The organism is Paraburkholderia heleia NBRC 101817, from assembly GCF_000739775.1.
GTDB lineage: Bacteria > Pseudomonadota > Gammaproteobacteria > Burkholderiales > Burkholderiaceae > Paraburkholderia > Paraburkholderia heleia.
Map to the genome: position 1 here is coordinate 1 of NZ_BBJH01000031.1, position 14,906 is coordinate 14,906.

At 64.5% G+C, this 14,906-nt stretch carries 14 protein-coding genes; 10 read left to right on the forward strand and 4 right to left on the reverse strand.

The genetic code is table 11. From position 1 onward, the window contains the following. The 3 genes from BHE01S_RS38515 to BHE01S_RS24250 all read left to right on the forward strand — a co-directional run. Positions 1–474: anti-sigma factor family protein (locus tag BHE01S_RS38515; protein WP_042268573.1), on the forward strand; the 474-nt coding region annotated here is incomplete at its 5' end. 25 nt (positions 475–499) lie between these two features. Next, positions 500–2,101: an FAD-binding oxidoreductase gene (locus BHE01S_RS24245; protein WP_042268574.1), complete on the forward strand. Its 1,602-nt coding sequence runs from the start codon at positions 500–502 to the stop codon at positions 2,099–2,101. Positions 2,102–2,161: 60 nt separating this feature from the next. Beyond that, entirely contained in the window at positions 2,162–2,563 is a 402-nt protein-coding gene (locus tag BHE01S_RS24250; protein WP_157025607.1) for a hypothetical protein, read from the forward strand. A 28-nt stretch (positions 2,564–2,591) separates the two neighbouring features. On the opposite strand, the gene BHE01S_RS24255 is transcribed toward BHE01S_RS24250, so the two are convergent. The 3 genes from BHE01S_RS24255 to BHE01S_RS39905 all read right to left on the reverse strand — a co-directional run bounded on the left by BHE01S_RS24255 (position 2,592) and on the right by BHE01S_RS39905 (position 6,352). Next, a complete protein-coding gene (locus tag BHE01S_RS24255; RefSeq protein WP_084069165.1) occupies positions 2,592–4,412 on the reverse strand; it encodes an AMP-binding protein in 1,821 nt (606 codons plus the stop codon). 206 nt (positions 4,413–4,618) lie between these two features. Then, positions 4,619–5,836: an MFS transporter gene (locus tag BHE01S_RS24260; RefSeq protein ID WP_042268576.1), complete on the reverse strand. Its 1,218-nt coding sequence runs from the start codon at positions 5,834–5,836 to the stop codon at positions 4,619–4,621. A 324-nt stretch (positions 5,837–6,160) separates the two neighbouring features. Then, complete coding sequence (locus BHE01S_RS39905; RefSeq protein WP_407669546.1) at positions 6,161–6,352, reverse strand: hypothetical protein; 192 nt, start codon at positions 6,350–6,352, stop codon at positions 6,161–6,163. Between the two features lie 183 nt (positions 6,353–6,535). Between BHE01S_RS39905 and BHE01S_RS24265 the strand changes: the two genes are divergently transcribed. Next, positions 6,536–7,309, forward strand: a complete 774-nt coding sequence (locus tag BHE01S_RS24265) for an SDR family oxidoreductase (protein WP_042268577.1) — start codon at positions 6,536–6,538, stop codon at positions 7,307–7,309. Positions 7,310–7,390: 81 nt separating this feature from the next. Further along, entirely contained in the window at positions 7,391–9,106 is a 1,716-nt protein-coding gene (locus BHE01S_RS24270) for a long-chain fatty acid--CoA ligase (protein WP_042268578.1), read from the forward strand. Between the two features lie 124 nt (positions 9,107–9,230). Here BHE01S_RS24270 and BHE01S_RS24275 read toward each other — a convergent pair whose 3' ends face one another. Then, positions 9,231–9,593 carry a hypothetical protein gene (locus tag BHE01S_RS24275; RefSeq protein WP_042268579.1) on the reverse strand — a complete coding sequence of 121 codons (363 nt, stop codon included), beginning with the start codon at positions 9,591–9,593 and terminating at the stop codon, positions 9,231–9,233. A 249-nt stretch (positions 9,594–9,842) separates the two neighbouring features. On the opposite strand from BHE01S_RS24275, the gene BHE01S_RS24280 reads away from it, so the two are divergent. The 5 genes from BHE01S_RS24280 (at position 9,843) to BHE01S_RS24300 (ending at position 14,819) form a co-directional block, all read left to right on the forward strand. Next, complete coding sequence (locus tag BHE01S_RS24280) at positions 9,843–10,562, forward strand: GntR family transcriptional regulator (protein WP_042268580.1); 720 nt, start codon at positions 9,843–9,845, stop codon at positions 10,560–10,562. A gap of 343 nt (positions 10,563–10,905) precedes the next feature. Further along, positions 10,906–12,654: an oxalyl-CoA decarboxylase gene (gene oxc / locus BHE01S_RS24285; RefSeq protein ID WP_042268581.1), complete on the forward strand. Its 1,749-nt coding sequence runs from the start codon at positions 10,906–10,908 to the stop codon at positions 12,652–12,654. A gap of 46 nt (positions 12,655–12,700) precedes the next feature. Beyond that, complete coding sequence (gene frc / locus BHE01S_RS24290; protein ID WP_042268582.1) at positions 12,701–13,951, forward strand: formyl-CoA transferase; 1,251 nt, start codon at positions 12,701–12,703, stop codon at positions 13,949–13,951. 157 nt (positions 13,952–14,108) lie between these two features. Beyond that, entirely contained in the window at positions 14,109–14,543 is a 435-nt protein-coding gene (locus tag BHE01S_RS24295; protein ID WP_042268583.1) for a PAS domain-containing protein, read from the forward strand. Positions 14,544–14,561: 18 nt separating this feature from the next. Beyond that, positions 14,562–14,819: a hypothetical protein gene (locus BHE01S_RS24300; RefSeq protein ID WP_042268584.1), complete on the forward strand. Its 258-nt coding sequence runs from the start codon at positions 14,562–14,564 to the stop codon at positions 14,817–14,819. Positions 14,820–14,906: the final 87 nt, after the last annotated feature.

Genomic DNA, 14,906 nt, shown 5'->3' on the forward strand with positions numbered 1-14,906 from the left:
GTCTCGACGCCGGCGGCCGCGCGCGCCGAAACGCCCGAAGCGTTCGCGCGCCGCGCCGACATCGCGTACGCGGTGTATTCGCCGGAGCAGCGGCATCCCGTCGAAGTGGGCGCGGCCGACGAGGCGCATCTCGTCGCGTGGCTTTCCAGGCGGCTCGGCAAGCCGCTCTCGGTGCCGTCGCTGGACGAGTACGGTTACACGCTCGTGGGCGGGCGTCTCTTGCCCGGCAACACGGGGCCAGCCGCGCAATTCATGTATGAGAACGACGCGGGCGAGCGCCTCACGCTCTATGTCGGCAGTTCGGCTGCGGAGCGCGACCCCGTGCGCCTCTTGCGCGACGGCAACCGCCGCACGTTCTACTGGAGCACCGAGCGCACGGGCTATGCGCTCTCGGGGCCGCAGACAGAATCCAGGCTGCGCGAGATCGCACTGGACGTATGCGGCGCGCTGGGCGGCAAGCCCGGGCAGTGGTGATGCGCGACGCCGGCGGAGTGGGCTCATGAGCGATCCCGCGCGCCATCCCGCGCCCACCTTGCCTCCCGGCATCGACGAGGCCCGTTTCGCGCGTGCGCTCGCTGCGTTCGAAGGCATCGTGGGCGCGCCGAACGTCTGCCGCGTCGGCGCGGCGCTCGATCCGTATTTCGATCCGTTCGTGCCGCTCGCCGATGCGCATGCCTTCGCGCCTTCGGCGGCGATCCTCCCGGCGAGTGTCGAGGAGATCCGCGCGATCCTGCGCGTCGCGAACGAAACGCGCGTGCCGCTGTGGACCGTGTCCACCGGGCGCAACTTCGCCTACGGCGGTGCGGCGCCGCGTCTGCCGGGCTCGGTCGTGCTCGACCTGCAGCGCCTGAACCGCATCCTCGAGGTGGACGAGCGCCTCGCGTGGGCGCGCGTCGAGCCAGGCGTGAGCTACTTCGATTTGCACGCGCATCTGCGCGAGCAGCATCTGCGTCTGTGGGTCGATCCACCCGCGGCAGGCTGGGGCAGCGTGGTCGGCAATACGCTCGAGCGCGGCTTCGGTACGACCGCGTACGGCGACCACGCCGCGTCGCAGTGCGGCATGGAGGTCGTGCTGGCCAACGGCGACGTGGTGCGCACCGGCATGGGCGCGATCGAGAACGGCACGGCGTGGCAACTCTACCGGCCGGGCTATGGACCTTCGTTCGATGCGCTTTTTACGCAGTCGAACTACGGCGTCGTCACGAAGATGGGGCTCTGGCTCATGCCGGCCCCGCAGGCATTCGTGATTGGTGAAATCCAGTTCGCGCGCGAGGACGATCTCGGCGTGCTCGTCGATACGCTGCGCGCGCTGCAGCTTGGCGGCACGATACGCCAGCACGCGGTGATCGAAGGCGCGATCCGCCGCGCCGCGAGCCTCGCGCCGCGCGAGCGCTGGTACGAAGGCGAGGGCGCGATGCCCGAGGCCGCCGTTGCCGCGATGCAGCGCGATCTGGGCGTGGGCCGCTGGAATCTGCATTACGCGCTCTATGGCGCGCCCGAAGTGATCGACGTGGAGCGGCGCATCGTCGAGCGTGCGTTTGCCGGCGTGCCTGACGTGCGTTTCTCGGCGCGGCGCTATGCTGAAGGCGACGAACCGCAGGGCGGCGGCGACCGCAATCTCGCCGGCATTCCCGCGATGAGCGCGTTTCGCATGCTCGACTGGCGCGGCGGCGACGGTGGGCACGTGGACTTTTCGCCGCTCTGTCCCGCCGATGGCCGCGACGCGCTGCGCCAGTACGCGCTCGTCAAGGCGCGCGCAGCCGAGTACGGTTTCGATTACTACGGCGGCTTCACGGCGGCGGGGCGCCATCTGCACCATATATTCGCGGCGATCTTCGCGCGTGAGCGCCGTGATGATGCGGCACGCGCGGGGGACCTGCTGCGCTCGCTGATGAGCGACGCGGGCGCGGCCGGCTACGGCGTCTACCGCTCGCATCTGCTCTACATGGACTACGCCGCGGCGCAGTACGCCTTCAACAACGGCGCGCTGTTGCGTCTCGCGCAAACGGTGAAAGACGCACTCGATCCGCAGGGGGTGCTCTCGCCGGGCAAGCAGGGCATCTGGCCCGAGGCGTGGCGTGCGCAGCGTGGCTATACGTGATCGATTTAATCAAGACTGCGTAGTGATTGGCAGGTGATTGGCAAGCGCACGGAGGACTCGATGAACAGGCGGGCTTTTCTCTGCGATGCCGGTGCCGTGGCACTAGGCGCGGCATGGCAGGCGCATGCGCTTGGCGTTGCGTTTGGCGAGCGCGCGCCTCGTGCTAGCGCAGCGTTTGCGCCCCGCGCAGCGTTTGCGCCTCGCGCAGCGGTGTACGACCCGGCGCTCGCCGAGGGCCGCGTGCTCGCGCGCGCCGCGGCGAGCGCGGGATGCGTTGCGTGGGGCTTGGGCGACGGCTGTGCCGACGTGCCCGATAACGACATCGGCACCCTGTGGCACATGCGCATCGCGCAGGGTATCGAGTCAGGCGCGGCCTTGATCGGCGCGTTGCGTCCCTCGGACCGTTTCGTGCTCGCGCGGCTCGCATGCGCGCGCGGGGTGACGCTTCGCGATTTCCCTTAGATCACCTTGGCGAACGCGCAGCGACATCTCACGTCCGGGATCGGTTCGCCGCTTTGGCGATTTCTTCGTCGCGCAGCTGGCGGCGCAGGATCTTGCCGACGGTCGACTGAGGCAGGGACGCACGGAACTCCACGATGCGCGGCACCTTGTAGCCCGTGAGCTGCTGGCGGCAGAACTGGATCAGCGCGGCTTGCGTGAGCGCGGGATCGCGCTTCACGATGAATACCTTCACGCGCTCGCCCAGCACTGGATCGGGCACGCCGATCGCCGCCACCTCGCGCACGCCGGGGTGCATCGCCACCACATCCTCGATCTCGTTCGGATACACGTTGAAACCCGACACGAGAATTATGTCCTTCTTACGGTCGACGAGGCGGATATAGCCGCGCGCGTCCATCACGCCGATGTCGCCGGTCGTGAGCCATCCGTCGGCAAACACCTTTGCCGTCTCGTCGGGGCGGTTCCAGTAGCCCCTCATCACTTGCGGGCCCTTGACGCAGAGTTCGCCTGGTTCGCCGATGCCGGCCCACGTGCCGTCGTCCTTGCGAAAGCGCACTTGTGTGGAAGGCGCGGGCAGCCCGATCGAGCCTTCCGGAGGCGGCTGACCGGCGTCTGCACCCGCGATATCCACGGGATTCATCGAGACGATCGGCGAGCACTCGGTGAGACCGTAGCCTTCCACGACGGGCTTGCCCGTCACGGCGCGGAACCGGTCGGCGACGGCCTTCTGCATGGCCATGCCGCCCGCCATCGCGAGCTTGAGGCCCGAAAAGTCGCGCTGGCGGAATGCCGCGTTGTCGAGCAGCGCGCTGTAGAGCGTGTTGACCGCGCTGATGCAACTGAACGTCTCGTGCTGCAGCACCTTCATCACGCGCTTCATGTCGCGTGGATTGGCGATCAGGATGTTGCGTCCGCCGAGCGCGAGGAAGATCAGCGCATTGATGGTGAGCGAATAGATGTGATAGAGCGGCAGCGGCGTGAGCACCGTCTCGGCGTTGGCGTCGAGCTGGTTGCCGACCCAGGCCTTCGCCTGCTGCACGTTCGCGAGCACGTTGCCGTGCGTGAGCATCGCGCCCTTCGCGATACCCGTGGTGCCGCCCGTGTACTGGAGGAGCGCGAGATCGTCGGCGTGGGTCGCCACCGGCGCGCGTGGGGCGCGCGCGCCTTGCGCGAGTGCATCGAGCAGGCGCACCGCACGCGGCAGACGGTAGGGCGGCACCATCTTCTTCACGTGGCGCAGCATGAGGTTGACGAAGCGGCCCTTGAGGTTCAGTCCTTCGCCCAGCAAATCCCCGAGCGCCGTCACGAGGATGCGTTGCACCCGCGTGCCGGGCAGCGCTGCTTCGAGTGTGGCGGCGAAATTCTCGAACACGACGATGGTCTGCGCGCCGCTGTCCTGCAACTGATGCGCAAGCTCGCGCGCGGTGTAGAGCGGGTTGACGTTGACGACCACGGCGCCGGCCTTGAGCGCCCCGAAGAGGGCAACCGGATACTGCAGGGTGTTGGGCAGCATGATCGCGACGCGCTCGCCTGGCTGCACGCCCGCGCCCTGGAGCCAGGACGCGAACGCCGTGGCCCTGCGGGCAAGCGCGGCGTAGGTCATTGGCGAACCGGCGCTCACATAGGCGACGCGCTCGCTGAAGCGCGCCGTGCAGTCGTCGAAGAAGTGGGTGAGCGAGGCGTACCGGCTAGCGGAGATTTCGCGCGGCACGCCGCGAGGGTACGAGGCGTACCAGATGCCGTCGGTGTCGGGAGGGGCCGCCTGAGGTGCGGCCGGCCGAGATGGGGCTGCCTGAGGTGCGGAAGCTGCCACGGGGCTCGCCGGATCAGGCTGGGGCGTTTCGCTCATGGTGGATCTCCGGGCGGTAGGGCAGGCGGATGCCTTTCATCATGCAACGCCGCGCGCCCTGCAGCCAGGAGGTCTTACCCGATGTGCGGGTGCTCGAGCGTCGTCAGAACCAGCGAAAAGGCCGTGCGGGCGAACCCGGCACGGCCTTTCGTTGTGTTGCTGCGGTGCGGCGGCGTTTCGTTGCGGGGGCCGCCGCGTGCGGCATGTCAGACGCCCGACACCGCTTTCGCGGTCTGCGTCATGTCGATGCCTCGACGTTCGCGGCTGAACGGGATCAGCACTGCGATCACGATGGCGACCGTGCCGGCGACGATAGCCATGGCCATCGAGTAGTCCTGGTTGTGCGTTTCGGCGAGCGACGCCTGCAGCGTGGCGTTCACCGAAGCGAACAGGTTGCCGAGCTGATAGACGAGGCCCGGGAAGGTCGCACGCACTTCGTCAGGCGAGATTTCGTTGAGGTGCACCGGAATCACGCCCCAGGCGCCCTGAACCGAGATCTGCATGAGGAACGCGCCGAGTGCGAGCAGCACGGGCCCTTGCGAGAACGCCCACAGCGGCAGCACCGGCAGCGCGATCAGCGCGGCGATGAAGATCGCCTTGCGGCGGCCGATGCTTTCCGAAACGCGGCCGAAGAAGAGGCCGCCCACGATCGCGCCGATATTGAGCACGATGGTGATGATCGAAACCGTGTGCGGATCGAAGTGGTGCTGTTCGCGCAGGAAGGTCGGATACAGGTCCTGCGTGCCGTGCGAGAAGAAGTTGAACGCCGTCATCAGCACGATGGCGTACAGGGAAAGCTTCCAGTTGTGCTTGAGCGTGGTGATGAGGCTCGGACGCGCGCGCTTTTCCATTTCCTTGAAGGCCGGCGACTCGGGCACGTGCATACGCACATAGACCACGAGCAGCGCGGGCAGCACGCCGACGAAGAACATGCCACGCCAGCCGATGTACTGATACAGCACGCCGAACACGATCGAGGCGAGCAGATAGCCGCTCGGATAACCCGCCTGCAGCAGCCCGGAAACGATGCCGCGCGATTTGGGCGGAATGGTTTCCATGGTGAGCGCCGAGCCCACGCCCCATTCGCCGCCCATCGCGACGCCGAAGAGCCCGCGCAGTACGATGAAGGTCGCGAGGTTGGGCGAGAAGCCCGTGAGCAGCTCGAGCAGCGAGTAACACGCGATGTTGATCATCAGCGTGGGACGGCGGCCGTATTTGTCGGCGAGGCGGCCGAATATCAGCGCGCCGAGCGGGCGCATGGCCAGTGTCAACGTAATGGCAAAAGCCACTGCCGGGATTTTGGTGTTGAATTCGGTGGCGATGTCTTTCAGAACGAAAACCATCAGAAAGAAATCGAATGCATCGAGCGTCCATCCCAGGTACGCCGCGATCGTGACGTTCTTCTGTTCACGCGTCCAGCTCATGTTGATTGTTCTCCTGTGATACTGCGGGCAATGCCATGTCTCCTGTCGGTCGCAGTTAGCGCTTCAGCGCTTACTGCGACCCCATGCAAAGCTGTCGGTCGCAGTGAGCGCTTGTGCGCCTCACGCAATCTCATGCACGCGTCGGCATTGCCTTGTGTGGCTTGTTTGTATGGCTTGGTGCGGCCCCCCCGCAACGGGCCGCGCGCCAGCAGTGTACGCCCGGCATTAAACATTTGCATGCATCCAGGCTGGAACCCGTAGTAATCCCTGGGGAATTCGACTGAATGTGAAAGCTATTTGTTTTATTAGTAATTTAAATGTAATTTAAAAGAAGGCGATTAAATGTGCGAAAGGCCGATCGAGATGCCGGTCTGACTGCTGCTTATTGTTCGAGTTGTCGCTGTTCTGCTGGAAGCCCGCGATGACGCTGATCGGGCCGGTCGTGTACGACGCCGTCAGGCCGATCATGTTGCCCGCGCCCATGTGGCCGGAATGTTGCCCGAGAAGCCTACTCACCTGTTTCCTTTTCAGGGTACCCAGCCCGCATACGTTCAGCGGGAAAAGCACAAATGCCGTTTAATGAACGGTCGTGCTTTTCCCTATTTTTCTGACTGGCGGGCCCGGCTAGAATCGTTAGCATTCGTCGCGTTCCGCAATGCGGAACTTCGGCCGGTCGGCAGATATCAAGGAGACAAAAGCATGCGGGTCAGGGAAATGTTCGAGCTGGGTGGTCAGGTCGCACTCATCACCGGCGGCTCGCGCGGGCTGGGTCTGCAAATGGCGCAGGCGCTCGGCGAGATGGGCTGCCACGTGGTGCTCGCGGCACGCAAGGCCGACGAACTGGCCGAGGCCGCGGGCCAGCTGCAGGCGCTCGGCATCAAGGCGACCACGATCGTGAGCGACCTGCAGCGCGCCGAGGCTGCGAAGCCGCTCGTGGACGAGACGCTGGCGGCCTGCGGCCAGATCGACATTCTCGTGAACAATGCGGGTGCGACGTGGGGCGCCCCCGCCGAGGATTATCCCGACGAGGCGTGGCACAAGGTCATGAACCTCAATGTGAACGCGCCGTTCTTTCTCGCGCGTGAAGTGGGCAAGCGCAGCATGATCCCGCGCCAGCGTGGCAGGATCATCAACGTGGCTTCGATTGCCGGCCTGAAGGGGTCGCTCGGGCCTATGCAGACCATCGCGTACAACACTTCGAAGGCCGCGGCCATCCATTTCACGCGTGCGCTGGCTGCCGAATGGGGCAAGTACAACATCAACGTGAACGCGATCTGCCCAGGCTTCTTTCCGTCGAAGATGTCGGCGGGCCTGCTCGACAAGCTGGGCCAGGTCGTGATCGACCATACGCCGCTGCACCGTCTCGGCGACGACGGCGATCTCAAGGGCGCCGTGGTGTTTCTCGCAAGCCAGGCGTCGCGGCACATGACGGGCCAGTATCTGGCCGTGGATGGCGGCGCCAGCATCGTCTGATTACGCACGGTACGCAGCGCCGGCCGTACGCGAGCGGCTGGCGCCCGCGTTCTTCACAAGTCTTGCCTGACGGAGCCCGCCATGTCCACGTCCGCCCCGACGCTTTCTGCACATTCGCCGTCATCCCCGCAGCCGGCCTCGCCGCATTGGCCCGCGCATCTTTCGCCGCATCTGAGCATTCCGCAAACGAATCTCTTCTATAACGCGGAAGTCTCGGCGGCGCGTTATCCCGACAAGCCGTTCATCGTGTTCTACGACACGCCCGTGACGTTTGCGCAGTTCAAGGACGAGGCCGAGCGCGTAGCCGGCTATCTGCAGCAGGAATGCGGCGTGAAGGCCGGCGACCGCGTGCTGCTCTACATGCAGAACAGTCCGCAGTGGATCATCGCCTACTACGGCATCCTGCGCGCCAATGCAGTGGTGGTGCCAGTCAACCCGATGAACCTCACCGAGGAACTCGCGCATTACGTGGAAGACAGCGGCGCGACCACCGCTTTCGTCGCGCAGGATCTCTACCCGCGGATTGCGCCGCTCGTGCAGGAAGACGCGGGCTTGAAGCATCTGCTCGTCGCGACGTACAGCGATTACCTGAAGTGCGAGCCGTTCTCGCCGCCGCCCGAATTCGTGAGCGCGCCGCGCGCCGTGAGCGGCCCGGGCGTTGCGCACTGGGCCGACGTGCTCGAGGCGCGCTGCATACCCGGCGCGCTCACCGCCGGCCCCGACGACCTCTGCGTGATGCCGTACACCTCGGGCACGACGGGTAAGCCCAAAGGCTGCATGCACACGCATCGCAGTGTGATGGCGACGGCCGTGGGTGGCTGCAACTGGTTCGGAAGTAATCAGGATGCCGTACAGCTTTCGGTGCTGCCGCTCTTTCACGTCACCGGCATGCAGGGCGGCATGAACAGCCCGATCTACAACGGCTCGACCGTGGTATTGCTGCCGCGCTGGGATCGCGACGCCGCGGCGCGTGCGATCGAGCACTACCGCATCAACGGCTGGCAGGCGATCTCGACGATGGTGGTGGACTTCATCTCGAACCCGCGCATTCACGAGTACGATCTGTCCAGCCTCGCCTGGATGCGAGGCGGCGGCGCGACGATGCCCGACGCGGTGGTGAAGAAGCTCAAGGATCTCACCGGGCTCGACTTCGTCGAAGGCTACGGCATGTCGGAGACCATGGCGGCCACCCATATCAATCCGCCGCAGCGTCCCAAGCCGCAGTGTCTCGGCATTCCGGTATTCGACGTCGACTCGCGCGTGATCGATCCGATCACGCTGGAGGAGGTGCCGCCAGGCGATGCGGGCGAGCTGATCATGCATGCGCCGCAGGTGATGCTGGGCTACTGGCGCAACCCCAAGGCGACGAGCGAAGCGTTCATCGAACGCGACGGCAAGCGTTTCCTGCGTACCGGCGACCTCGTGCGGCGCGACGAAGAAGGCTATTACTTCATGACCGACCGCCTGAAACGCATGATCAACGCGTCGGGCTACAAGGTCTGGCCGGCCGAGGTCGAGGCACTGATGTACCGGCATCCGGCGATCAACGAGGTGTGCATCATCGGTACCCAGGATGCGCGCCGCGGCGAGACCGTCAAGGCCGTGGTCGTACTCGATCCGCAGCAGGCCGGCAGCGTGAACGAAGCCGACATCATCGCCTGGGCGCACGACAACATGGCCGCATACAAGGCGCCGCGCATCGTGCAGTTTGTGGAGGCGCTGCCGAAGTCGGGCAGCGGCAAGATTCTGTGGCGCAAGCTGCAGGAAGAAGAGGCCGGGGCGCGCGGCGACGCCTGAGCGCGCTGGCTTGCGCAGCGCGCCTGCGTTCTCCTTCGAAATCGAACCCGTCTGGATCGTGCGCCAGTTCGCCCTAATCCAGACGGGTTTCGTCTTTATCGGTGCCGGACGTTGTGCGCACGCATCAGGCGCCGGCAAGCGCCGGCAGACCGCCTTCGCGCCAATCCTGCTCCATGGCGGCTGCCATGCCCGATTCCTGTGAGCCGCGCTGAGCGGACGTCGTCAGCGGCCATTCACCGGGCGCCTGCGCGTTTTTGCGCGCCAGGATCGCCTCGCACAGAAATTCCATGCTGTAGGCCTTCAGCAGATGCGGGTGATTCGTCTCGATATAGGCGGCCACGCGCGCATGTTCACCGGCAATCGATGCGAGCGAGTAGAGGGTACGCGCATCCCAGCGAAAACGCAGACCCAGTTCGGCAAATGCCGTATTGAACGCGCACAGCTGCGCGTCCAGTTGACGATCGTGGCGGGTGTCCAGGTGGCTCATGGCTGTCTCCTCATGTCGAGTGGCGTGAAACAAGAGTAGAAGCGCCAATGAATAAGCGATAGTTAAAGTTTTTTTCGAAAAATATAAGTAAAGATGTATGGATTGCGGGCAAGCCCGCAAATCGAGCGAGGCACGCACACGGTAGGCGTAAACCCCGCTTAGCGATAAGCGAGTTGCTGATATATTGTATTGGAAATATGAAATTTCCGAGTAGCGCCGGCTAAACAGAACGTTGGAGACAAACGACCGATGTCCGCCGAAAGAGAACTCGTTACCGGGATGCCCCCGGTCACCCTGACGCTGGAGCCGATCAACGCAACGGCTTCGCTACGCGATCAGGCTTACGCGAAGCTCAAGCAGGCTATTGCCGAAACCGACATCTACCGCTCGCGAGACGAGATCCGGCTAGACGAGAAGGAATTGACCGAGAAGCTCGGCGTGAGCCGGACACCGGTTCGCGAAGCGATGACGCTGCTGGAACAGGAGGGCTTTCTGCGCACGGTGCCGCGACGCGGTGTTTATATCCTGCGCAAGACGCGCAAGGAGATCGTGGAGATGATCTATATGTGGGCCGCGCTCGAAAGCATCGCCGCGCGCCTCGCCACACAGCGCGCTTCGGACGACGACATCGCGGACCTGCGGCGCATGTTCGCGACCTTCGGCGATTCGACGCCCTCGGACCATATAGAGGAATACTCGGAAGCGAACATCATGTTTCACCAGTCACTGGTGGAGCTTTCGAAGTCGCCCATCATCGTCGACACCATCAAGAACATCTTCATGCATGTGCGCGCGATCCGGCGCATGACGATCGCGCAGAGCGATCGCGCGTCGCGCTCGATCGTCGAGCACATGCGCATTATCGAGGCGCTCGAGGCCCGCGACACCGAGCGCGTCGAGCAACTCGTGCGGCAGCACTCGATCGAACTCGCGCTGTTCGTGGAAGCCAACTGCGATTTTCTGGATTGAAGCGCAGGGCGCGCCGCGTCGAACCACCGGTTCAGTTCGGCTCGACGCATGAGTAAGCGGCATCCATACGCAAATTGTCTGAATGAGCGTCGCGATGCTGAAAGGAAAGTATGGACTCCGTAACAAATTTGTCAGGACGTTTGAGCCGATCGAGCGTGTTTGCCCATGGTGTGCCGCATCAAGGATTGCCGCCTGGTGAGCGCTCGCACGCGGCAACCACAGTGCAGCGCGGCGCGACGCAGTGCAGCAAACGCAGCATGGGTAAAAAAACGTCTTGACTAATATTGTGTGTGGAATATTGTATATCACGAATCACACAACGCCCCGCCAAAGAGGAGACGTCATGGCAGAAGCAGGCATCAACGAGGCACAGCAGAACCCTGTGCCGGAAGCGCAGCAAACGACCGATGGTTTTCATCTTGTCATCGACGCGCTGAAACTCAACGATATCGACACGATCTTTGGTCTCGTCGGTATTCCGATTACCGATCTCGCCCGTCTCGCGCAGGCGGAGGGCATGCGCTTCATCGGCTTCCGGCATGAGCAGAACGCTGGCAATGCCGCGGCCGTGGCGGGCTACATGACGAAGAAGCCGGGCATCTGTCTGACCGTCTCCGCACCGGGTTTCCTGAACGGCCTCACGGCACTGGCCAACGCGACCACGAACTGCTTTCCGATGATCCTCATCAGCGGCTCGAGCGAGCGCGAGATTGTCGACCTGCAGCAGGGCGACTACGAAGAGATGGACCAGCTCAACGCGGCGAAGCCTTATGCCAAGGCGGCGTATCGCGTGCTGCATGCCGAGGACATCGGCGTCGGCGTGGCGCGTGCGATTCGCGCAGCCGTTTCGGGCCGCCCCGGCGGCGTGTATCTCGACCTGCCGGCCAAGCTGCTCGCGCAGACCATCGACGCGGTGAAGGGACAGCAGTCGCTCATCAAGGTCGTCGACGCGGCGCCGCGCCAGCTTCCCGCACCGGATGCGGTGCAACGCGCGATCGATGTGATCAGGAATGCGAAACGCCCGCTGATCCTGCTCGGCAAGGGCGCCGCCTATGCCCAGGCCGACGCGCAAATCCGCGAACTGGTCGAGAAGAGCGGCATTCCGTATTTGCCGATGTCGATGGCCAAGGGTCTCCTGCCCGACACGCACGCGCAGTCGGCGTCGGCCGCGCGCTCGTTCGTGCTGGCCGAGTCGGACGCCGTGGTGCTGATCGGCGCGCGCCTGAACTGGCTGCTCTCGCATGGCAAGGGCAAGACCTGGGGCGCGGCCGCCGGACCGAAGAAGTTCGTGCAGATCGACATTGCGCCGACGGAAATCGATAGCAACGTCGCCATCGAAGCGCCCGTGATCGGCGACATCGGTTCATGCGTGGAAGCGCTCGTTGCAGGGCTCGGCAACGATTTTCCGAAGCCGCCCGCCGAGTGGCTCGAAGCCGTGGCCGAACGCAAGGACAAGAACCTCGAAAAGATGGCCGCGACGCTCGCGAAGAACCCGTCGCCGATGAACTTCCACAGCGCGCTGCGCGCCATCCGCGACGTACTCAAGACGCGCCCCGACATCAACGTGGTCAACGAAGGCGCGAACACGCTCGATTACGCGCGCAGCATCATCGACATGTACCAGCCGCGCAAGCGCTTCGACTCGGGCACGTGGGGGATCATGGGCATCGGCATGGGCTTCGCGATCGGCGCGGCCGTCACGAGCGGCACGCAGGTCGTGGCGATCGAGGGTGACAGCGCGTTCGGCTTCTCGGGCATGGAACTCGAAACGATCTGCCGCTACAACCTGCCGGTCTGCACCATCGTGTTCAACAACAACGGCGTGTATCGCGGCACGGACGTCAACCCGAGCGGCGGCTGTGACGTCGCGCCGACGGTGTTCGTCAAGAACGCGCGCTACGACAAGATGATCGAGGCGTTCGGCGGCATCGGCCATCAGGCGACGACCCCTGAAGAACTCACGAGCGCGCTGCTCGAAGCGATCGCGTCGGGCAAGCCCACGTTGATCAACGCAATCATCGACGAATCGGCCGGGACCGAAAGCGGCCGTCTCACGAATCTGAATCCGCAAAGCGCGGCGATGAAGAAATAAGCCCCCCATAGATCAGGTAGATCAGGTAGACCAGGAGATACGAGAAATGAGCAAACCCCTCGACGGTATCAAGATCATCGACTTCACGCACGTACAGGCCGGTCCCGCCTGCACGCAGATGCTCGCGTGGTTCGGTGCGGACGTGATCAAGGTGGAGCGCCCGGGCGCCGGCGACGTGACGCGCTCGCAACTGCGCGACATCCCCGAAGCCGATGCGTTGTACTTCACCATGCTCAACAGCAACAAGCGCTCGCTCACGCTCGACACGAAGAAGCCCGAAGGCAAGGAAGTGCTGGAAAAGCTGATTCGCGAATCGGACGTGATGGTCGAAAACTTCGGCCCCGGCGCGCTGGATCGCATGGGCTTCACGTGGGAGCGCATCAAGGAACTGAATCCGAAGATGATCGTTGCTTCGGTGAAGGGCTTCAGCGAAGGCCACCACTACGACGACCTCAAGGTCTATGAGAATGTCGCACAGTGCGCGGGCGGCGCGGCCTCGACCACGGGCTTCTGGGACGGTCCGCCCACGGTCAGCGCCGCCGCGCTCGGCGACAGCAACACGGGCATGCACCTCGCCATCGGCATTCTCACGGCGCTGATCGGCCGCGATAAAACCGGCAAGGGCCAGAAGGTGGCCGTGTCGATGCAGGACAGCGTGATCAACCTGTGCCGCGTGAAGCTGCGCGACCAGCAGCGTCTCGATCGCGTGGGCTTCCTCGAGGAATACCCGCAGTACCCGCACGGCACGTTCAGCGATGTCGTGCCGCGCGGCGGCAACGCAGGCGGCGGCGGCCAGCCGGGCTGGGTGCTCAAGTGCAAGGGCTGGGAGACGGACCCGAACGCGTACATCTACTTCACGGTGCAGGGCCATGCGTGGGAGCCGATCTGCCGCGCCCTGGGTAAGCCCGAATGGATCGACGACCCGAACTACAACACGGCACAAGCGCGTCAGCCGCATATCTTCGACATCTTCGCGACGATCGAAGCGTGGCTCGCCGACAAGACCAAGTACGAAGCCGTCGACATCCTGCGCAAGTTCGACATTCCGTGCGCGCCGGTGCTCAGCATGAAGGAAATTGCTAATGACCCGTCGCTGCGCGCTAGCGGTACTATCGTCGAAGTGCCGCACAAGGAGCGCGGCTCGTACCTCACGGTGGGCAGCCCGATCAAGTTCTCGGACCTGAAGCCGGAGATCACGGGTTCGCCGCTGCTCGGCGAGCACACCGACGAGGTGCTGGCCGACCTCGGCTACACGCCGCAGCAGATCGCGGCGCTGCACGAGATGCGCGCGGTCTGAGTTCCGCCTCGCGTTTCACAAGCTGATTGCAGGAAGCGGGCGCGGCCAACGCTGCGCCCGTGCAGCACCCGTCGTGACAGCCTGGCAGGCAAGACGCCGCGCGGCATGTGCGTGCCGCGCGGCGAAGATAAACGACTCACCCCACATAGTCATCGCCATGCAATCCGCCATCGATTTCGAGCAGCTCGCAAACGCCATCGGGGACGCCATCGTCATCTCGGACGCAGCCGGCGACATCACGTTCTGGAATCCCGCGGCCACGCGCATGTTCGGCTATACGCAGGAAGAGGCGCTCGGCAAGACGCTTGACCTGATCATTCCCGAGCGGCTGCGCGGCCGTCACTGGGAGGGCTATCACAAGACGATGGCGACCGGCCAGACGCGCTACGGCAACGACGTGCTGCGCGTGCCGGCCGTGGACAAGGCGGGCAAGCCGCTTTCCATTGCCTTCACCGTGGCGTTGCTGCACTCGCCGCAGGGTGAACTCGACGGCATCGTCGCCGTGATCCGCGATGAAACGGTGCGCTTCCAGGAGGAGCGCGCGCTCAAGAAACGCATCACCGAACTCGAAGCACAGGCCCAGCAATCCTGAAACCTCGGGAGCTCTTCGATGCACACCGAAAGACTCGGACATTTCGAGGTCGAACTCTCGGCCCGGCAGATGATTCACAACGGCGGCTGGGCCGCGTTCGCCGCGATCCACGCGGTCGAGCCCGCTGCCGACGCATCGGCGGCCGCAGTCTTGCCCCGCCAATGGGTAGTCGACGAAACCGTATTCGAAAGCGAGGCGGCCGCCATTGCCGGTGCGCGCGAGGCGGCGCTTGCATTTCTGAAGAGCGGCAATTCGCCGGGCCTGGGCGTGTCATAGGGCAAAGCCCTCATCGAGCCGCGGCATATCAAGCATTCCAACATGGGGCCGGAGTCAGCGCTCGCGCACTAGATCCGGCCGACACAG